At 65.3% G+C, this 18,724-nt stretch carries 16 protein-coding genes; 5 read left to right on the top strand and 11 right to left on the bottom strand.

Annotated features, from left to right (window positions below; all coding sequences use genetic code 11):
* Positions 1-217 precede the first annotated feature (217 nt).
* The gene (locus tag ACN8ZM_RS21615; protein ID WP_420212327.1) at positions 218-844 is read left to right on the top strand and encodes a TetR/AcrR family transcriptional regulator; all 627 of its coding nucleotides are present in this window, start codon (positions 218-220) and stop codon (positions 842-844) included.
* A 182-nt stretch (positions 845-1,026) separates the two neighbouring features.
* On the opposite strand, the gene ACN8ZM_RS21610 is transcribed toward ACN8ZM_RS21615, so the two are convergent.
* Positions 1,027-1,899 carry an NmrA family NAD(P)-binding protein gene (locus ACN8ZM_RS21610; protein ID WP_420212326.1) on the bottom strand — a complete coding sequence of 291 codons (873 nt, stop codon included), beginning with the start codon at positions 1,897-1,899 and terminating at the stop codon, positions 1,027-1,029.
* An 86-nt stretch (positions 1,900-1,985) separates the two neighbouring features.
* On the opposite strand from ACN8ZM_RS21610, the gene ACN8ZM_RS21605 reads away from it, so the two are divergent.
* On the top strand, positions 1,986-2,915 hold the full coding sequence (locus ACN8ZM_RS21605; RefSeq protein ID WP_420212325.1) for a LysR family transcriptional regulator: 930 nt from the start codon (positions 1,986-1,988) through the stop codon (positions 2,913-2,915).
* Positions 2,916-2,931: 16 nt separating this feature from the next.
* On the opposite strand, the gene ACN8ZM_RS21600 is transcribed toward ACN8ZM_RS21605, so the two are convergent.
* Complete coding sequence (locus ACN8ZM_RS21600; protein WP_043183900.1) at positions 2,932-3,825, bottom strand: LysR family transcriptional regulator; 894 nt, start codon at positions 3,823-3,825, stop codon at positions 2,932-2,934.
* A gap of 218 nt (positions 3,826-4,043) precedes the next feature.
* On the opposite strand from ACN8ZM_RS21600, the gene ACN8ZM_RS21595 reads away from it, so the two are divergent.
* A complete protein-coding gene (locus tag ACN8ZM_RS21595; protein WP_420212324.1) occupies positions 4,044-4,976 on the top strand; it encodes an alpha/beta hydrolase in 933 nt (310 codons plus the stop codon).
* A gap of 255 nt (positions 4,977-5,231) precedes the next feature.
* Here ACN8ZM_RS21595 and ACN8ZM_RS21590 read toward each other — a convergent pair whose 3' ends face one another.
* Genes ACN8ZM_RS21590 through ACN8ZM_RS21580 form a run of 3 tightly spaced genes read right to left on the bottom strand, consistent with a single transcriptional unit; the run spans position 5,232 to position 7,430 of the window.
* Positions 5,232-5,699, bottom strand: a complete 468-nt coding sequence (locus ACN8ZM_RS21590) for a hypothetical protein (RefSeq protein ID WP_420212323.1) — start codon at positions 5,697-5,699, stop codon at positions 5,232-5,234.
* Positions 5,696-6,409 carry a DsbA family oxidoreductase gene (locus ACN8ZM_RS21585; RefSeq protein ID WP_420212322.1) on the bottom strand — a complete coding sequence of 238 codons (714 nt, stop codon included), beginning with the start codon at positions 6,407-6,409 and terminating at the stop codon, positions 5,696-5,698. Before ACN8ZM_RS21585 ends, ACN8ZM_RS21590 begins: the two co-directional genes overlap by 4 nt.
* Positions 6,410-6,446: 37 nt before the next feature.
* Entirely contained in the window at positions 6,447-7,430 is a 984-nt protein-coding gene (locus ACN8ZM_RS21580; RefSeq protein ID WP_420212321.1) for a zinc-binding dehydrogenase, read from the bottom strand.
* Positions 7,431-7,527: 97 nt separating this feature from the next.
* Here ACN8ZM_RS21580 and ACN8ZM_RS21575 point away from each other — a divergent pair, with 97 nt between their 5' ends.
* Positions 7,528-8,574, top strand: a complete 1,047-nt coding sequence (locus tag ACN8ZM_RS21575) for an AraC family transcriptional regulator ligand-binding domain-containing protein (RefSeq protein WP_420212320.1) — start codon at positions 7,528-7,530, stop codon at positions 8,572-8,574.
* 170 nt (positions 8,575-8,744) lie between these two features.
* On the opposite strand, the gene ACN8ZM_RS21570 is transcribed toward ACN8ZM_RS21575, so the two are convergent.
* The 5 genes from ACN8ZM_RS21570 to ACN8ZM_RS21550 form a co-directional block, all read right to left on the bottom strand.
* Positions 8,745-9,281 carry a MarR family winged helix-turn-helix transcriptional regulator gene (locus ACN8ZM_RS21570; RefSeq protein WP_420212319.1) on the bottom strand — a complete coding sequence of 179 codons (537 nt, stop codon included), beginning with the start codon at positions 9,279-9,281 and terminating at the stop codon, positions 8,745-8,747.
* Positions 9,282-9,333: 52 nt separating this feature from the next.
* Entirely contained in the window at positions 9,334-9,939 is a 606-nt protein-coding gene (locus tag ACN8ZM_RS21565; protein ID WP_420212318.1) for a TetR family transcriptional regulator, read from the bottom strand.
* Positions 9,940-10,101: 162 nt separating this feature from the next.
* On the bottom strand, positions 10,102-11,550 hold the full coding sequence (adeC, locus tag ACN8ZM_RS21560) for an AdeC/AdeK/OprM family multidrug efflux complex outer membrane factor (RefSeq protein ID WP_420212317.1): 1,449 nt from the start codon (positions 11,548-11,550) through the stop codon (positions 10,102-10,104).
* Positions 11,547-14,714 (bottom strand): efflux RND transporter permease subunit, encoded by a 3,168-nt coding sequence (locus tag ACN8ZM_RS21555; protein WP_420212316.1) that lies wholly within the window; start codon positions 14,712-14,714, stop codon positions 11,547-11,549. The genes adeC and ACN8ZM_RS21555 overlap by 4 nt, the downstream gene beginning before the upstream one ends.
* A gap of 11 nt (positions 14,715-14,725) precedes the next feature.
* Positions 14,726-15,886, bottom strand: coding sequence for an efflux RND transporter periplasmic adaptor subunit (locus tag ACN8ZM_RS21550; protein WP_420212315.1), 1,161 nt, complete (start codon positions 15,884-15,886; stop codon positions 14,726-14,728).
* Positions 15,887-16,840: 954 nt separating this feature from the next.
* On the opposite strand from ACN8ZM_RS21550, the gene ACN8ZM_RS21545 reads away from it, so the two are divergent.
* Positions 16,841-17,809, top strand: a complete 969-nt coding sequence (locus tag ACN8ZM_RS21545; protein ID WP_420212314.1) for a LysR family transcriptional regulator — start codon at positions 16,841-16,843, stop codon at positions 17,807-17,809.
* 105 nt (positions 17,810-17,914) lie between these two features.
* Here ACN8ZM_RS21545 and ACN8ZM_RS21540 read toward each other — a convergent pair whose 3' ends face one another.
* A complete protein-coding gene (locus ACN8ZM_RS21540; RefSeq protein WP_043177224.1) occupies positions 17,915-18,574 on the bottom strand; it encodes a TetR/AcrR family transcriptional regulator in 660 nt (219 codons plus the stop codon).
* Positions 18,575-18,724 lie beyond the last annotated feature (150 nt).

The following is an 18,724-nucleotide window of genomic DNA, read 5'->3' as shown; positions in this document are numbered from 1 at the left end:
CGCGTCGGCGCATCGAAGCACGCGACACGAGGGCAACGACACGCCGCCACACACCGGCACACAGTGCGCGCCCGCGACGGCACGATCGCCCGCCCGAAACGATCCCCGCTCGGACATCCGGCGACACAATCGCGCCCTGCATTTCACATATCAAGTGATATTTGAAATGCAATCGTAATGGTATCTATCTTAAATATCAACTGATATCCTGCCTGCCATGAACATGGCCCCCCTTCCCCCGCGGCTGAGTCGCGAAGAAAGCCGCTTGCAGACCCGCGCCCATTTGCTCGCCGCGGCGAAGCGGCTGTTCGTCGACCGCGGGTTCGGCGCCACGTCGCTCAGGGATATCGCGGCCGAGGCCGGCTATACGCAGGGTGCGTTCTATTCGAACTTCGCGAGCAAGGAGGCGTTGTTCATCGAACTGATGCAGGAGCGCTCGAAGACGCAAGTGGCCACGATCGCCCAGGCGCTGAGCGACCCATCCGCGTCCGGGGAGGACATCCTGAATGCGCTGGATGTCTGGTCGCGGACCGTCGATGCCGAGCCCGAGTGGTCGGTGCTGGGCGTCGAGTTCAAGCTTCTGGGGCGGCGCAACCCCGCTTTTGCCATCGCGTCGCAGGCGTTGCTGGACGCCCATCGCGATGGCCTCGCCTATTGCATCGAACAGATTTTCGCGCGGCTGAAGAAAGTGCCGCCCGAACCGCCGACCGTGCTCGCCATTGCGTTCATGGGGCTCTCGCAGGGCCTGTCGCTGCAGCAGTCGATCCTGTCCGAGGTGCCGATCGGGCACATGATCATGGTGTTCCTGCGCAGCCTGCTGGCCACGGCCGCGCCGGTGCACTGACCGGAAAGGTCGCGCGCGACCCGGCAGCGACCGCCTCCGCGGCGGAGCCGGATCGCGCGTGACGCCATTCGACCCGTTGCGGCCGTTCGGCATACGCGATGAGCCCGTGTCCGGGCAGTGCCGCCGCGCCGTTCACGAACGCCGCGATGCCGCAACGACGCGCCGGCTGCGGACGGCCGGCGTCACGCGCGCAGGATCTCCTCGGTGACCTGTTCGAACGGCACGCGCCCGTGTCGAAGCTCGACCGTGTCGTCGCTCCCGAAGTCGATGTGACCGCTGTTCAGCCCGCGATTCAGTTCGATGAATCCATCGATTGCCGCGGTCGAAAACGGATTCATCGCGAGTACCCCGGCCCATGCGGACGGCTCGAGCGCCACCGGCCGCACCGGTCGATTCAGCGCACGCGCAAAGATCGCCGCGATGTCGCCGGGCGAATACGCCATCGGCCCTGCCAGGCCGATCTTCCGGATGCCCGCCCAGTCTTCACGCAAAAGATCCGCCGCGAGGCGGCCGATATCCTCGGTCGCGACCATCGGAATCGCGCGCTCGACCGGCACGAGCAGGCTCGGCAGAATACCTTGCGTGCGAACCGGATCGACGACGCGCGCCCAGTTCTCCATGAAATACGCCGCGCGCAGGAACACGACCGGCATGCCCAGTTCCGCCAGTCGTTGCTCGGCCGTGCGATTGGTCGCGATCACGCCGGTGCCGTCCGGTCGATCCGCGCCGACCGACGACAGCAGCACGAGTTTCGGCAAGCCCGCCGCGCGCACCGCGTCGGCGACGGCACGTGCCGTCACGTCCGCGTGTTCGAACAGGTTTTCCAGCGCATAGTTGGGCGGCTTGACCAGATACGCGCCGCGCGCGCCGGCGAAGGCACGCGTCAAGGCCGCGGCGTCGGCCAGATCCGCGACCGCCACTTCCGCACCCTGCGCCGCCCAGCGCGCCGCCTTCGCGCGATCGCGCACGACCACGCGCACCGCGACGCCCGCATCGATCAGGGCCTGGGCCGCGACGGCTCCCGTGCGCCCGGTGACACCCGTAACAACGAACATGTGTTCTCCCGTCAGACGCTCCACCCGTTGGAGCGATGACTTCGATGATGTAGGCTGGCATCACATAACTCAAATGCATACCAATCATGTCCAGCATGCACGAAGTGGATTTGCGCGCCGTCGATCTCAACCTGCTCAAGCTGCTCGACGCATTGCTCAAGGAGCGCAGCGTCACGCGGGCCGGCGCCCGGCTCGGCCTGACGCAGCCGGCGGCAAGCCGCGCGCTGGGCCGCCTGCGCACGCTGCTCGACGATCGCGTCGTCGTGCGCACGCCGAAGGGGCTGGAGTTCACGCCGCGCGCGGCGTCGCTCGCGTTGCGCGTGTCGCGCGTGCTGACGGAAGCGGCCAGCATCGTCGCGCCGGCCGTATTCGATCCGGCCACCGCGCGCGGACAGTTTTCGATCGCGAGCCTCGATCACATGGCGCTGACGCTGATCCCTGACGTGAATGCGCGGCTGGAGCAGCGCGCGCCCGGCATGGATCTCGACGTGCCGCCGTCACGCGGCAACAACGTCGAACTCGTGGTGGACGGCACGGCCGGTATCGCGCTCGGCGCGTTCGACGACGACACCCTGCCGGCCGGCATCTATCGTCGCAAGCTCTACGACGACAGCCTGGTCTGCATCGTCCGCAACGGGCATCCGGCACTGTCCGCGCGACTGACGCCGAAGCGTTTCGCGGCGCTGTCGCACGTGCTGGTGACGATCGGCGGCCGCGGTGGCGAGCAAGTCGACGCAGCTCTCGCGCAGCAAGGGCTGCAGCGGCGAATCGCGATGCGGTTGCCGCATTTTCTGGTGGCGCCGATGGTGGTCGCGAAAAGCGACATGACGCTGGTGCTGCCGCGCCGTCTCGCGCGGCACGTCGCGCAGTCGATGCCGGTCACGCCGGTGCCGCTGCCGGTCGAGGTGCCGCCGTTCGCGTTGACGATGATCTGGCACGAGCGCACGCACGACGATCCGGCGCACGGGTGGCTGCGCCGGCAGATTGCCGAGCTCGCGCAGGACATGGCGCCGTAGCGCGCGACCGCGATCGCTACCCGCGGTAGCGCAGTGCGTCGACCACCAGCGAAAACGCGGGGGACGCATGACGGCGGCTCGGATAGTAGAGGTAGTACGGCTCGTAGGTCTTGCGCCAGCCCGACAGCGCTTCGACCAGTTGCCCCGCGGCCAGCTGATCGGCGACGTACGCATGCGGCAGGTACGCCAGCCCGAGCCCGCTCAGCGCGGCATCGCGCGCCGACCCGATGCTGTTGCCGACCAGTTGACCATCGACCTTCACGCGCTGCTCCTTGCCCGCTTTCGCGAACACCCACGGGAAGTACTCGCCGTGCGTCGGCAGGCGCAGGTTGATGCAGAGATGCTCGGTCAGGTCGCGCGGGTGTTTCGGCGCCGGCCGGCGCGCGAAATACGCCGGCGCCCCGACGACCGACATCGGATGCGGCGCGCTGATCTGCACGGCGATCATGTCTTTGGCCACGAGCCCGCCGCGCCGCACGCCCGCGTCGTAGCGGCCGCTGACGATGTCAGTCAGACCGTAATCGATATTGAGCTCGACGCGTATGTCCGGGTACGCGGGCAGAAGTCGCGTCACGGCCGGCTGCAGGACATGCTGCACCGCATATTCGTCGGCATTGAGGCGGACCGTTCCGGCGGGTTTGTCGCGCAGGTGGGTAATTTCGTCGAGGCCCGCATCGATCTCGCCCATCGCCGGGCCGATCAGCTCCAGCAACCGGCTGCCCGCGGCAGTCAACGAAACGCTGCGCGTGGTGCGCGCGAACAGTTGCAGGCCCAGCCGCGTCTCGAGCGCGCGGATGACCTGGCTGAGCGCCGACTGCGATACGCCCAGGCGCGCGGCCGCGCGCGTGAAGCTGCCTTCTTCGGCGACCAGCAGGAATGCCGTCAGGTCCTTGAGGTTGTTGCCGTGCATTCAGAAGCTCCGCTTATCACTGCATCAAAATTTTTCTGGATTATCACCGAGCCTGTCAAGGTCTAAAGTCCTCCTTGCCGCGAGCATCGACGGTACGCCCTATTCGACGGCATGCCGGCGTTCGGCTCGCTCACCGGGAGACTGTTCCCGATCCACTCATCGCGCGCAGGGCCCGATCGTCGACACGACCGGCCACGCGCACACGACAGGACCTCACCATGAAAACCGTGACCTTCAAGAACCGCATGTGGGACGTGGCCGCCGATCTTCGCCTGCCGAAGGACTTCGATGAAACGAAGACCTACCCGGCCATCGTCTGTGCGCACCCGATCAGCAGCTGCAAGGAGCAGACGTCGGGCCGCATCTACGGCGAACAGCTCGCCGAGCAGGGGTTCATCACGCTGGCCTTCGACGCATCGACCCAGGGCGCGAGCGGCGGTGAGCCGCGCTTCAGCGAAGATCCCGCGCTGCGCGTGGAAGACTTCCGCTGCGCGGTGGACTACCTGGTCACGCTCCCGTTTGTGGACGAGCAACGCATCGGCGTGCTGGGCATTTGCGGCGGTGGCGGTTATGCGGTCAATGCCGCGATGACCGAGCGCCGGTTCAAGGCGGTGGCAACGGTGGTCGGCGCCAACTATGGCCGCCTCATGCGCGAAGGCGACATGACGCCCGACTCGGCGCTGAAGACGCTCGACGCGATCGCCAGCCAGCGCACGGCGGAAGCACGCGGCGCGGCCCCGCTGCTGACGACCTATATCCCGAACTCCCGTCAGGAATGCGAACAAGCGGGCCTGACCAATGTGGACATCGTCGAGGCGGTCGACTACTACAAGACGCCGCGCGGCCAGCAGCCCGGTTCGCCGAACCAGCTGCGTTTCGCGAGCCTCGCGCCGGCGGTCGGCTGGGATGCGTTCTTCCTCGCCGAGCATCTGCTGACGCAGCCGCTGCACATCGTCATCGGCGGCGGCGAGCCGGGCGTGTTCGGTTCGTACCGCGACGGCTTCGACCTGTACAACCGCGCGCGGTCGAGCGAGAAGACGCTGCAGATCGTGCCCTGCGCCACCCACTATGACCTGTACGACCAGCCTGCGCCGACCAGCCAGGCGCTGGAGCAGCTGGTGCCGTTTTTCCGGAAGCACCTGGGGGCGTAACGCGACGCGACGACCGGGAAGCCGTGTGCTTTCGCGCTGCGACGGCCGCGATCGATGGGGTCGTCGCGGACGCTGTCACCGAGGTCGCATGCTAGCCGAACGCACACCAGATCGCGTTCGGCGCAACGGCAATGCGTCGGCGGCGATTTCGCGCGCGCACCGGGATACCGGCGCCGCGGCGCGCCCTCTCCCGTCCGCGAGCCGGTTGCCGCTCACGCCAGGGCGGCAACTTGCACGACCTCGTTGCTCATGCGCTTACGAGGCACTGCCGACGACACGGCGATAGACGTCCGTGTTCTGATAAACGCGCCCGTCGGAAAATCGGCCGAACACCGAGATCGTCATCCGGACGCCACTGCCATCCAGCCGGCGCTCGGCCCAATGCACCTTTTCATTGTTCTTGAATGCCGACGACCGCAACAGGCCGGGCGGCTCGAACTCGAAACCGAGTTCGTCGGCGGCGCCGGTGCTGGAATAAGGAAACCGTCCACCGCCAAGCTTTCCGGCGAAGCGGATCTCCCGCGTACGCCCCGCGGCACTGCGCCACCGCGACGTGATGGCCAGCCAGCCGTCGCCATCCAGCGCGACGGTGTAGGTGCCGTCCAGTGGAGGTATCCCGAACTCGTATACCGAGCGTCCCGGTTCGAGCGCCCAGACGCCGAGGAACGGGAAGTCCTCCGGCGCGGGCGCAACGCGCCCGTCTGCCGGAAGCGATGCGTTCATTTGCGGACCTCGCAAAAGCCGTCCTTGCAGATCCCGGCATCATCCGATGCCGGGGCCGGCCCGGTCTCCTGCGTGGCGGCCGCCGCAATCGCCGCCTGTTCGCTCAACACGCGCACGAAATCCGCGACATCACGCGCGCCCGACACCGACGCCTGCCCGTTGATCACGAAGTAAGGCACGCCACGAATCCCCAGTTCGACCGCTTGCTGCTCGTCGGCGCGCACCTCGTCGGCAAAGCGGTCGGTGCCCAGCACCGCATCAACGTCGCCGGCCGCCAACCCCGCCTCGAGCGCCAGCGAACGCAGCACCTGCCGGTCACCGATATCCTGCCCCTCGGTGAAATACGCGCGCAGAAAGCGCTCCTTGACCTGACCGCCGATTCCGTCGTGCCTGGCGAGGTGGATCAGGCGATGCGCATCGAACGTATTGCCGGGCCTTGCGATGCGCCACTGGAAATCCAGCCCCATGCGGCGCGCTTCCTGCTCCTCGTGATTCAGGATGGCCAGCGCGCGCTGGCGGTCGATGCCGTACAGACGATTCATCACGTCCGGCAGCGGCATGGCATACGACCGGGGCGCGGAAGGGTTCAGCTCGAAGCTGTGCCACTCGATTTGCGCCGCGATGCCGGTCTGCTCCAGCGCCGCTTCCAGCTTGCGTTTGCCGATATAGCAAAACGGGCAAATAACGTCCGACCAGATATCGATCTTCATGATTGCTGCTCCATCGTGCAGGAACCCCGAACCGGGTTCAGAATTCACTATGACCACCGCGCAGCAGCACCTTCCCGGCACTGCTTCGGATACCTGATGCCATGGCTACATCACCTAGGTCGTAAACCGCCGCGACGGGCAGATTGAAGCCGTTGCGCTGCGCGATCGCGAGGATCTCGGCCACCATCCGGGCCCGGTACGCGTCGCTCAGCTTCTCGACCTTGCGCAATCCCCAGAAGCCGCGCACCGTCGCCTGCTTGAACAGCACGTCCTGGAAGTCGATGTTCAACGGCTGATTGCTCAACGCACCGAATACCACCAGCGTCGCGTTGTCGTCCATCACGTGAAGCATTTGCCCGGTCAGGCTGCCGGCCACCGAATCCAGCGCATGGAGCAGCGGCTCGCCGTTCAGCGCGGCCTTGATACGCGCCTGCCAGCCGTCGACGGTGGTGTTTTCCACCACGTCCACCCCGAGCTTCCTGAGTTCTTCGACCTGCGCGTCCTGATTGACCAGGGCAATGACGCGAATATTCCGCGCGGCGGCCAGCAGCGCCACATTCTTGCCCACGGCGCCCGCCGCGGCATTCAGCATCATCCATTGGCCGCTTTGCACGCCCAGGTCGTCCAGCACCACCATGGCGCTCGTCGGCATGATCAGCAACTGCGCCGCGAGTTCGTCGCTGATGCCGTCGGGTACCGGCAGCACCTGGCCGGCCGGCGCCACGAACGCATCGGCCCAGGTGCCGAACGCACCCGACACCGACACGCGCTGACCGACTTGCAGATGGGTCACGCCCTCGCCCACGGCCAGCACGCGCCCCACCGCCTCGGTGCCGGCACGCGCCGGCAATTCCGGCTTGATGCCATAGGTGCCGGAAATCTGCATCAGGTCGTGGTTGTGGATGGGCGCCAGGATCATCTGCAACAGCACCTCGCCGGCTTGCGGCGCCGGACGCACGACGTTGCGAATCTCGAGCACCTGCTCGGGCTGGCCCATGGATTGATGAATGGCGGTACGCATGACGGACACTCCGTGTGTCTGGTTTGAATGAGGTCATGGTACGCAGCCGCCAGATTTTCTCTTGATCTCACGAGACAATGTTTTTATATTGCGAGACATGACCGCAATCATTCGTTCGACAGGCATGAAGGGCTACCGCGAGCTCATGACGACGCTCGGGGTCGATCCGTTGCCGCTGCTGCGCAAGCACAAGCTTCCGGCCGACCTTGGCGAAGTGGACGACGCGACGGTTTCGATTCTGTCGGTGATGCAACTGATGGAAGACAGCGCCGCCGCCGCGCACCGGCCCGACCTCGGCCTGCAGCTGGCCGCCCGCCAGGACATCGACATCCTCGGCCCGCTCGCGATGGCCATCCAGCATTCCGCCAATGTCCGCGAGGCCATGACGACGGCGTCCCGCTATCTGTACGTGCACAGCCCGGCCGCGCAGCTTTCCGTGATCGAACCGAGCACGCTGGTCCAGGATGCGGCGGAGATCCGTCTCGAGTTGCTGGTTCCTCGCGCGCCCGTGTCCCGGCAAGCGCTCGATCAGTGCCTGGGCAGGATGCACCATCTGGTGCGGTCCTTCGCGGCGGACAACTATCGGCTGCTTGCGGTGGCGTTACCGTACGGGAACAGTGCCGACCCCGGCGCCTATGCGCGTTTTTTCGGGCCAGCGCGCATCTATACGGAGCAGGAGCACGCCGGTTTGCACGTGTCGCCGCAAACCCTCGGCAGCCGGCTGGAGAACGTCAATGCGTCGCTGAAGCACATCGCGCTGGAGTATCTGCAGCGGCACTACGGCGACCCCGGATTGTCGATGGTCGAGCGCGTGCGACGGGCGCTGCATTGCACGCTCGGCGCGACCGGCGGAAGCAAGTCGGCGATTGCCGAGCTGCTGTTCGTGCATCCACGCACCATGCAGCGCAAACTGGCCGACGAAGGCGCGACTTTCGAGGGGGTCCGGGATGAGGTCCGGCAGGAAATCGCATTGCGCTACCTGCAGCAGACGACCATCCCGCTGGCCCAACTGACGAGCTTGCTGGGGTTTTCCGATCAGTCGGTCCTCACCCATTCGTCGATACGATGGTTCGGCCTGCCCCCGTCGAAGCTCCGTGCAAGTTCGCGATCTCGAGCGCCTGCTGCCGCGAATCGATCGCGATGAGCGGCGTCGAATCGACGCCCCCTCTGCAATACGTCTATGCGGATTACGACGCGCGGGCCGCGTTGATGTCGGAGGGCCGATCCGGGAGCGGGCACACCCCTCCCGTTCGGCACCTGGGAAACATCAGCGAAGGCGGCCTTCAGTACGCAAGGAAAGGCCGGCCACGACGCTCATCCGCTCGCATCGCGTCGCGCCGCATTGACGAGCATGCGCGACAGCAAATTACCCATCTTCCGAAGCTCGTCGTCGTTCGCGAAGGCGCGCCACTCGCGCTGAATTTCGGATTGCACGTCGCGCCACGCAGCCGCGATCCGGCGCCCGTCCAGCGTGAGCGACACGTGGACGATACGGCGGTCATCCTCGTTCTGCGTTCGCGTCACGAGAGACAGCGCCTCCAGCCGGTCCACAAGGCGCGTCACCGCGCTGCCGGCAATACCGCAGGCATCGGACAGCTCACCGGCCGTCAACGGTTCCCCGCCACCGAGTGCGTGCAAGAGCGATGCCTGCGAAGTCGTGATGCCGAGCGCCCGCTCGACATGCCGGTCGACGCGTCTGGACAGCAACGATTCGGCAGCCGACAGCAGGTGCACGATGGACATACCCCGGCCGCTCATTTCCCGTTGTCTGGAATCCGAACCAGACCTCTCCTGCACCACTTCACGGCACCCTTCTTTCTCGATTTCACGTTCTTCCGGTACGGGATTCATGGCAGCACGCGCGGCCCCCGGCACAACACCGTTCGCCGAGCGCCTGGCGCATTCATCCTTGAATCAGCGTCCGGACGATTTCGGTAATGTCAGCCATGTCCGGATTGCGACGTCCGGGCCGCGTCAACTCCCGGCGCAGCAACCCGCTCAACGTCGCGTGAACCACGCTGGCGATCACCGCCGGTTCATGTTCGCTCGCCAACTGTCCGGCCGCTATCGCACGACGCACGCAGGCTTCGATGTGCTGTTCGGCATGGCACGCGGCCTGACGAACCCGCTCGCAGAACGCGGCCGTTTCACCCGCGCTCTCGCAACGCGTGTAGGACAGCGTGTACAGGCGACGGGACAGCTTCGACCGGGTTGCCGCCCGCCAGCACGCGCCGAGTGAATCGATCAGCGCATCGAGCGCATGCGCCGCATCCTGACGCGGCGTAATCAGAAAGGGATCCAGCGGGATCGCCGCATCGGCGAAGATGGCATCGAGCACGTCGAGCTTGCTCTCGAAGTGCCAGTACACGGCCCCGCGCGTGACGCCGGCGCGGCGGGCGATTTCCTCGAGCGACGCATGCGCGAAGCCATGATCGAAGAACACGCCCTGCGCCGACTCGACGATGATGGCCCGTGTCGCCTGTGCCTGTTCACGGGTTCGTTTCACCATAAGCTTTCCGAACGTCCATCCGCATCGGGATGGCTCGCCTGTCACATCGCAGCGGCCCGGCAAGGGCATGCGATTGCGTGCCCCGGGTGTCGGGGCACGCCTCCTGAATCACCGCAACGGGCCGGGCCCGTTACGGTGTCCTGCTTCACGTCAGCGCACGGATCAACCCGGCGGATGCGCGGCTTGCCCGGTCGGCACGTCGGCTTTCACGGTCCGGTCCTGCCAGCCGCCGCCCAATGCGCGGTAGAGATCGACCGTGTTCGTCATCCGCGCCAGCCGAACCTTCACCAGATTCTGCTGCGCGTCGTACAGCGACCGCTGGTTGACGAGCACGTTCACGTACCCGTCCACCCCCTCGCGATAACGTACGTCGGACAACCGGTACGCCGACTGGCTCGCATCCACCAGCAGACGCTGGGCCGTTTCCTGCTGGCCCCAGGTCGCACGCCCGTCGAGCGCATCGGAGACTTCGCGAAACGCCGTCTGGACCGCCTTCTGGTACGTCGCGACTTCGATGTCGCGATTGACCTTCGATACCGCCAGGTTCGCGCTGTTGCGTCCGTAGTCGAAGATCGGCACGCTGATCGTCGGCCCGAACGACCACGCCGCGCTGCCGGGATCGAACAGGTTGCGCAACGACGCACTGGCCGTGCCGCCGCTGGCCGTCAGCGAAATGCTCGGGAAGAACGCGGCGCGGGCGGCGCCGATGTTCGCGTTGGCCGCCATCAGCTGATGCTCGGCCGCCATGATGTCCGGCCGCCGCGCGAGCAGATCCGACGGAAGCCCGGCCGGCAGATCCTCGTCGAGCCGCACCGTCGCCAACGATTCGCGCGACAGCAGCGCGTCGTCGAGCGGCGCGCCGACCAGCAGCGTCAGCGCGTTGATGTCGGTCCGCACCTGCCGGTCGTACTGCGCGAGATTCGCTTCCGCGGCACGGACGGTCGTCTCGGCCTGACGCAGATCGAGCAGCGACGACGTGCCGTTCCGGTACCCCGATTCGACGATCTTCAGCGACGCCCGCTGGCTGGCGAGCGTGTCGGCCGTCAGCGACTGGATGTCCTGGTCGGCCTGCAGCGTCAGCCACGCGGTGGCCACCTCGGCGATCAGGCTGATCTGGGTGGCCTGGCGCGTGGCCTCGGTCGCCAGATAGGTCTGCATCGCCTGCTCCGTCAGGCTGCGGATCTTGCCGAACAGGTCCAGCTCATACGACGCGACGCCCCCGACGTTGTAGGAGCGCGTGACGCCGGCTTGGCCCGTCGTCGACAGGTCGGACGGCAGCCGCTGGATCGACCCGGACGCGCTGGCCGACAGCGTCGGCAGCAGGTCCGCCCGCTGGATCCGGTACTGCGCGCGCGCCGCTTCGATGTTCAGCACGGCCACGCGCAGGTCGCGGTTGTTTTCCAGCGCCATGCCGATCAGCGTCTGCAGGTGCGGGTCGGTGTAGAAGTCGCGCCAGCCGAGTTCCGCGGCCGACGGCTTGCCGGCGGTGTCCGGTGCAGTGGCCGCGTATTGCGCGGCGACCGACGGGTCGGGACGATGATAGGTTGGGATCATCGTGCAGCTCGCCATCAGCAGCGCCGCGGGCAACACCGCGAGTTTCAGGATCTTCATGCGGTCACCTCGTCAACCTTGTCGATGTCGTCGGCCTTGTCGGCCTTGTCGGCCTTGCCTGTCTTGCCGCGCGAGAACAGGCCCGTCACCAGCACATAGAACAGCGGCACGTAGAACACGGCCAGGAACGTCGCGGTCATCATCCCGCCGACCACCCCGGTGCCAACGGAGTGCTGGCTGCCCGAGCCGGCGCCGTTCGAGATCGCGAGCGGCAGCACACCGAGCACGAACGCCATCGACGTCATGATGATCGGGCGCAGCCGCAGCCGTGCCGCCTGAACGGCCGCCTGCATCAACGACATGCCTTCCTTTTCGTACAGCTCCTTCGCGAACTCGACGATCAGGATCGCGTTCTTCGCCGACAGGCCGACCGTCGTCAGCAGGCCCACCTGGAAGAACACGTCGTTCGTCAGGCCGCGCGCCAGCGTGGCGACCACGGCGCCGATCACGCCGAGCGGCACGACCATCAGCACCGAGAACGGCACCGACCAGCTCTCGTACAGCGCGGCAAGACAGAGGAACACGATCAGGATCGACAGCGCATACAGCGCCGGCGCCTGCGAACCCGACAACTGTTCCTCATAGGACAGCCCCGTGACCGCCAGCCCGAATCCGTTCGGCAACTGCGCCGCGATCTTCTCGATCTCCTGCATCGCTTCGCCCGAGCTGTGGCCGGCTTTCGGCTGGCCCTGCAGTTCGACGGCCGGAATGCCGTTGTAACGCTCGAGCTTCGGCGAACCGTATTCCCAGTGCCCCGACGCCACCGCCGAGAACGGCACCATCTGGCCGTTGCTGTTGCGCAGATACCATTTGTACAGATCCTCCGGACCCACGCGCGCATCGGGCACGCCCTGGACGTACACCTTCTTCACCCGGCCGCGATCGACGAAGTCGTTCACGTATTGGGAACCCCAGGCGGCCGTCATCGTATCGTTGATGTCGGCGATGCTGACCTGCAGCGCACGCGCCTTCTCGTCGTCGATATCGATGTGGAACTGCGGCTCGTCGTTCATGCCGTTCGGGCGGACGTTGGCCAGCAGCGGGTTATCATGCGCGAGCTTCAGGAACTGGTCGCGTGCCGCCATCAGCGCCTCGTGGCCTTGACCGTTCCGGTCCTGGAGGTACACGTCGAAGCCCTGCGAGTTGCCCATTTCCATGATCGCGGGCGGCACGATCGGAATCACGATGCCGTCCTTGATCTTTGCAAAGGCCCCGCCAGCGCGCTGCGCCAGGCCGAACACGCTCGTATCGCTGCCCTTGCGCTTTTCCCACGGCTTGAGCGAGACGAATGCCAGCGCCGAGTTCTGCCCACGCCCCGCGAAGTTGAATCCGTTCACGGTGTAGACCGACTCGACGACATCCGCCTCGTCCTTCAGCAGGTAGTCGCGCACCTTGGTCAACGCGTCTTCGGTCCGTTCCGCCGATGCATTGCCCGGCATCTGGATCTGGACGAACAGCGTCCCCTGGTCTTCGTCCGGCAGGAACGCCGTCGGAATGCGCGTGAACAGGAAGCCCATGCCGACCACGATCAGCAGGTAGATGACGATGTAGCGCCCCTTCTTGCGCAGGATCGCCGCGACCGCACCTTCGTAGCGGTCGGTACCGCGGTCGAACGTCCGGTTGAACCACCCGAAGAAGCCCTTCTTCACGTGATGATCGGCATCGCCCGGCTTGAGCATCGTCGCGCACAACGCCGGCGTGAACACCAGTGCAACCAGCACCGACAGCGCCATCGCCGACACGATCGTGATCGAGAACTGGCGATAGATCACGCCCGTCGACCCGCCGAAGAACGCCATCGGCAGGAACACGGCCGACAGCACCATCGCGATGCCGACCAGCGCGCCCTGGATCTGCCCCATCGACTTGCTGGTCGCTTCCCGCGCGCTCAGCCCTTCCTCGGTCATCACGCGCTCGACGTTCTCCACCACGACGATCGCATCGTCGACCAGCAGGCCGATCGCCAGCACCATGCCGAACATGGTGAGCGTGTTGATCGTGAAGCCGAACGCGGAGAGCACGCCGAACGTCCCCAGCAGCACGACCGGAACCGCCAGCGTCGGAATCAGCGTCGCGCGGATGTTCTGCAGGAACAGGTACATCACCAGGAACACGAGGATGATGCCTTCGATCAGCGTCTTGACCACTTCGTGAATCGACGCGTGAACGACCGGCGACGTGTCGTACGGAATGACGATCTTCACGCCCGGCGGCAACAGCGCTTCCTGTTCCTTGAGCAGCTTCTTGACGGATTCCACCGTCTCGAGCAGGTTCGCGCCGGTTGCCAGACGCAGTGCGATACCGGCGGACGGCTTGCCGTCGTACATACTCGAGATCGAGTAGTTCTCCGGCCCGAGGCTCACGGTCGCGACGTCGCCGAGCTTGACCTGCGAACCGTCGGCATTCACCTTGAGCAGGATCTGCTTGAACTCGTCGGCGGTACGCAGGCGCACCTTCCCGATCACGGTCGCGCTCAGTTCCACGCCGCGCCGCGTCGGCAGGCCGCCGAGCTGGCCCGACGAGACCTGGACGTTCTGCGACCGGATCGCGTTCGTGACATCGAGCGGCGTGAGCGAATAGCTGTCGAGCTTCGCCGGGTCGAGCCAGATCCGCATCCCGTACTGCGAACCCATCAGCAGGTAGTCGCCCACCCCTTTCGTCCGCAGGATCGGATCCTGGAGGTTCGACGCCAGATAGTTGCCGAGGTCGCCGCTCGACATCTTCCCGTCTTCGGAAACGAGCGCCGCGACCATCATGAAGTTGATCTGGTACTTGACGACGCGAATCCCCTGCTGCTGCACTTCCTGGGGCAGAAGCGGCGTCGCGAGCGACAGCTTGTTCTGCACCTGGACCTGCGCGATATCGGGGTTGGTGCCCTGGTCGAACGTCGCGACGATCGTCATGCTGCCGTCGGCGTTACTTTCCGACGACATGTAACGCAGGCCGTCGAGGCCGTTGAGCTGCTGCTCGATCGGCTGGACGACCGTGTCCTGAACCGTCTGCGCGGATGCACCCGGGTAGCTGACCGTGATCGACACCGCGGGCGCCGCGATGTTCGGATACTGGTTGATCGGTAGCGAACGAATCGCCAGATAACCGGCCAGCATGATGACGATGGCGATCACCCACGCAAAGATGGGGCGCCTGATGAAGAACTGTGACATGCGCGCTCCGACTAGCTGCCGTTTGCCGTAGACGGCGCGGCAATGCGCGCGTCACCCAGGTCGACATGGACGTTCGTCGCCGGTACCGCGACCACCTTCATGCCCGGCTGCAGTTTCTGCACGCCCTCGGTCACCACGCGTTCGCCCGCATTCAACCCGGAGCGGACGAGCCACGTATTGCCGACCGTCCGGTCCACCGCGAGCTGCTTCAGCTGCACCTTGCCGTCGGCATCGACGACCCAGGCCACCGGCGTGCCCGTCGTATCGCGCGTGATGCCCTGCTGCGGCACCAGGATCGCGTCGCGCTTGACGCCCTCGTCGAGCTTCGTGCGCACGAACATGCCCGGCAGGATCTGGTGATCCGGATTCGGGAACTGGGCACGCAACGTCACCGAGCCCGTGCCTTCGTCGACACTGACTTCGGAGAATTTCAGCGTGCCGCCATGTGCATACGACGTGCCGTCCTCGAGCAACAGTCCGACACTGGCTGCCCCTGCGCTGACGGTCTGCAACTGGCCGTCGGTGAGTTCCTTGCGCAGGCGCAGCATGTCGGACGACGACTGCGTCACGTCAACGTAAATGGGATCGAGCTGCGTGATGACGGCCATCGACTGCGCCTGGCCGTTCGTGACCAGTGCGCCTTCCGTCACGAGCGAGCGGCCGATACGCCCGGCGATCGGCGCGTAGACCTTCGTGTAGTCCAGGTTGACCTTCGCGGTATCGAGATCCGCCTGCGCCTGGCGATACGAGGACACCGAGTCGTCGTACTGCTGACGGCTCACCGCGTTGTCGGCAAGCAGTTTTTCATTGCGCTCGGCGAGATGCTGCGCCGACACCAGTGCGGCACGCGCCTTTTCGTACGCGGCCTTGTATGGCGCATCGTCGATCTGGTAAAGCTGCTGCCCCTGCTTGACGTCGTCGCCTTCGACGAAGAGCCGCCGCTTGATCACGCCGTTGACCTGCGGGCGCACCTCGGCGACACGCCACGAATTCGCCCGACCCGGCAACAACGACTTGAGCGTGATCTCCTGCGGCTGCAGCGTGACCACGCCGACCTCGGGGACGGCCGCCACCGCGGCTTCCTTCTTCTGGCATCCGGCGACGGCCATCGACCCGACCACGACACACGTCGCAAGCAAGGCGCTTCTCTTGGGAATGATCATCCGGTACATACAACATCCCTCACTGTTCGTTTCATGTTTCTCACTCTCAACGTTGCGAATCCGGCGGCCACTGGGGAAGCCCCTCGGTGCGCCGGGCTGAACGACAAGTCCGGTTCGTCGATCCATATGGACGCCTGCGTGGCGCATCCGCCATCGCGACATGCATACGATCCGCCGCACGCAACGTCGAATCGGCAAATGGCACCGCCTTCAACGATTTCTGCGCGCAGCATGACTCCCACCCATTCAGTAGGTGTACTGATCTATAAGAAAGGACGTTAACGGTCCGGAATATCGCGCCCGTTAACGCGCGACCCGACGCAACGAATCACCCGTACGAATGACGCGTGCGATGCGACGGGACCTCCACCCGATGGAGTAGGCATGCCACCCGGGTTGCCGGGCGCCTGTCGTGCGGGGCGGAAGCAGAGCGCGCTGCGCGCTATCCGTCCCCGATGGCCGGAATCCTCATGGTCGAAATTTATTCATCACTTGTTGATTTAATGCGATGGTAGGGCATCCGTCGCGACGCTGTCAACCGTTCGATCGTCGCGCCATGCGGCAGGACGGCACGCTCGAGGCAGCGCCAAGCCAGGCGCAAGCGGCACTCACGTGGCAGAACGGACAGCGGATAGAAGTGCCACTCAGATCGGAGCAACGAGGTGACAGGTGCGCCGGTGGGCGACGGAATTCAGCGATTGAGCCGCGCGGACGAAGGGTCGGCGTCGAACCTGGCGAGCGTGTCGAAAGTGCTACCGCCGCCCCGATCGACGTGCTGAGCCATCGTGGCGGACATGACGGCGGGAAGCGAGCGCGGACACGCTTCACGCATGATCATTTTTACGCTATCATTTTATTCAACACGTGTTGAATAATGTTGGCGAACGATGCCAACGACCGTTCCCAAGCACATGCCGAGCACGTCGATTGCCGGGCGCGATATGTCCGGGACGGAAACGACACGTGAACCCGGAAACCGAAATGGACAAACTTCAATCGATGCGGTCGTTCGTACAGGTCGTGAACGACGGAAGCTTCATCCGCGCAGCCACCCGCCTCGGCATTTCTCAAATGATGATCAGCCGTCGCGTCAACTGGCTCGAGGAACAACTGGAAAGGCGCCTGCTCGTCCGCAGAACGCGGAGTGTGTCGCTCACGGATTTCGGGAAGACGTACTACACGCGCGTCAGCGACATTCTGGCGAAGCTCGACGAAGTCGAGCACGCGGTGTCGGTGCCCACGCAAACGCCGTCCGGAACCCTGCGCGTAGCGGTCTCCGTCGGCCTTTCGCTGCGGCACCTGTCGTCGTGCCTGCGAGACTATTGCGATTCGTACCCGGAAGTGGTTCCCGTTCCCGTGCTGGTCGATCGCCCGGTCGATCTGGTCGCAGACGGATACGATGCCGGCATCTTCGACCTGTCGTCGTTGTCATGCACGAGCCTCGTCGCACGCGCGGTCTTCAGCTCGCCGCTCATCGCGTGCGCATCCCCCGACTATCTTCAGCGGCGCGGCGAGCCAACGCGCCCGGAGGAACTGGCCGAGCACGCGTACCTCGCGATCTCGAGCCCCCAGCGCGGCAAATCCGAGCTGCAACTGGACAGTGCCGACGGCACCGTGACGATCACGTGCCATCCGGCCGTCGTGGCCAACAATATCGATTTTCTGATGCAGATGGTCCTGTCGGGCGCAGGCATCGCGTTGATCCATCCCGCACTGGTTCAGCGGGAACTCGAGAAAGGCACGCTGAAGCGAGTTCTCCCGGATTACTGGGCGCCCTCGCCCACGTTCGGCATCGTTTACCCCAGCCGTCGCCACTTGCCGGCCAAGGTGCGAACCTTCATCGACCATCTGTTGGCGACTTTCGACGAATCCGAGACTGCCTGGCACAGCGCCGCATCGGCTCAATGCCAGGCAAGCGCGGATGCCGCGTGACAGCGGCTGCCCGCTCGGCCGCATGATGCGCCGGCCCCGCGACCTTCATCACCACGCACCTCGCCGGAATTTCGTCGCACCTGGCACTTCGGCGCGACGGCCACGCTATCGCAGCAGCCCCATTGCGATATCCAGGACGCCTTGCTTGAATTTTTCGGGGTGATCGGGCAGTGTTGAAAACTTCGCGAACACGTGGCCATAGGAGATCGTATTGCTGATCGCATTCACGATCATCGCGTGCATCAGCTCGGGATCGTGAGACTTCATCTTTCCGGCTTCGATGGCATCCGCGAGAAGCGGAATGAACGCGTCACGATAGGGGCCGAGCAACCGTTCCACGAGGACGTTCAAGCGCTCGCCGTGCTCCGTCGTGGCGGTCGAGAAGAACATGCCGATATCCGGGTTGGCGAACACGTTGTCGATGAACAGTGTCAATGCCTGCCTGATCCGTTCGACCGGCGACATCCGGCTGTTGCGGAGCTGTTTCGTCATCTCGATCAACGGTGCCAGTTGCGCGGCCAGCTGGTCGACGACCGCCGTCCACAACCCCTCTTTCGACCCGAAATGATGCGCCATCAATGCGGGATCGACACCGGCCAAACCGGCGATTTCCCGCACGCTGGTTGCCGCGTAGCCCTGCTTGGCGAACCGCTGCCGCGCACATCGCAGCAGCGAATCGAAACCCACGTGCGCAGTGCCGGACGGGCGTCCCCTGGTACGTTTGGCAGTGGGCTGGCGCTTGGCCGAAGTATCGGAGCTGGGCATGCAGGAATAGCGTCGAAGGCGGGAAGACGTCGAAGTATACCAAGCACATGTTGCGCGCCCAATGCGATTACCGTCGCGGAAACCGCACTCGACCCGGGACGCTGGCATGCTGCTTACGCTGTCTCGTCGCGACTGCGGTTTTGCAACACG

This window comes from Burkholderia aenigmatica (assembly GCF_048627025.1).
GTDB lineage: Bacteria > Pseudomonadota > Gammaproteobacteria > Burkholderiales > Burkholderiaceae > Burkholderia > Burkholderia aenigmatica.
Note: the sequence above shows the minus strand (reverse complement) of the source record. Positions and strands in the feature narration are given on the sequence as shown.

Excerpts from the sequence above, each read along its gene's own strand:
- ACN8ZM_RS21575 (WP_420212320.1), top strand. The coding sequence starts at position 7,528 with ATGACCGCAATCATTCGTTCGACAGGCATGAAGGGCTACCGCGAGCTC.
- ACN8ZM_RS21565 (WP_420212318.1), bottom strand. The coding sequence starts at position 9,939 with ATGGTGAAACGAACCCGTGAACAGGCACAGGCGACACGGGCCATCATC.
- ACN8ZM_RS21605 (WP_420212325.1), top strand. The coding sequence starts at position 1,986 with ATGTCCAGCATGCACGAAGTGGATTTGCGCGCCGTCGATCTCAACCTG.
- ACN8ZM_RS21580 (WP_420212321.1), bottom strand. The coding sequence starts at position 7,430 with ATGCGTACCGCCATTCATCAATCCATGGGCCAGCCCGAGCAGGTGCTC.
- adeC (WP_420212317.1), bottom strand. The coding sequence starts at position 11,550 with ATGAAGATCCTGAAACTCGCGGTGTTGCCCGCGGCGCTGCTGATGGCG.
- ACN8ZM_RS21555 (WP_420212316.1), bottom strand. The coding sequence starts at position 14,714 with ATGTCACAGTTCTTCATCAGGCGCCCCATCTTTGCGTGGGTGATCGCC.
- ACN8ZM_RS21600 (WP_043183900.1), bottom strand. The coding sequence starts at position 3,825 with ATGCACGGCAACAACCTCAAGGACCTGACGGCATTCCTGCTGGTCGCC.
- ACN8ZM_RS21585 (WP_420212322.1), bottom strand. The coding sequence starts at position 6,409 with ATGAAGATCGATATCTGGTCGGACGTTATTTGCCCGTTTTGCTATATC.
- ACN8ZM_RS21590 (WP_420212323.1), bottom strand. The coding sequence starts at position 5,699 with ATGAACGCATCGCTTCCGGCAGACGGGCGCGTTGCGCCCGCGCCGGAG.
- ACN8ZM_RS21540 (WP_043177224.1), bottom strand. The coding sequence starts at position 18,574 with ATGCCCAGCTCCGATACTTCGGCCAAGCGCCAGCCCACTGCCAAACGT.
- ACN8ZM_RS21550 (WP_420212315.1), bottom strand. The coding sequence starts at position 15,886 with ATGTACCGGATGATCATTCCCAAGAGAAGCGCCTTGCTTGCGACGTGT.
- ACN8ZM_RS21570 (WP_420212319.1), bottom strand. The coding sequence starts at position 9,281 with ATGAATCCCGTACCGGAAGAACGTGAAATCGAGAAAGAAGGGTGCCGT.
- ACN8ZM_RS21615 (WP_420212327.1), top strand. The coding sequence starts at position 218 with ATGAACATGGCCCCCCTTCCCCCGCGGCTGAGTCGCGAAGAAAGCCGC.
- ACN8ZM_RS21595 (WP_420212324.1), top strand. The coding sequence starts at position 4,044 with ATGAAAACCGTGACCTTCAAGAACCGCATGTGGGACGTGGCCGCCGAT.
- ACN8ZM_RS21610 (WP_420212326.1), bottom strand. The coding sequence starts at position 1,899 with ATGTTCGTTGTTACGGGTGTCACCGGGCGCACGGGAGCCGTCGCGGCC.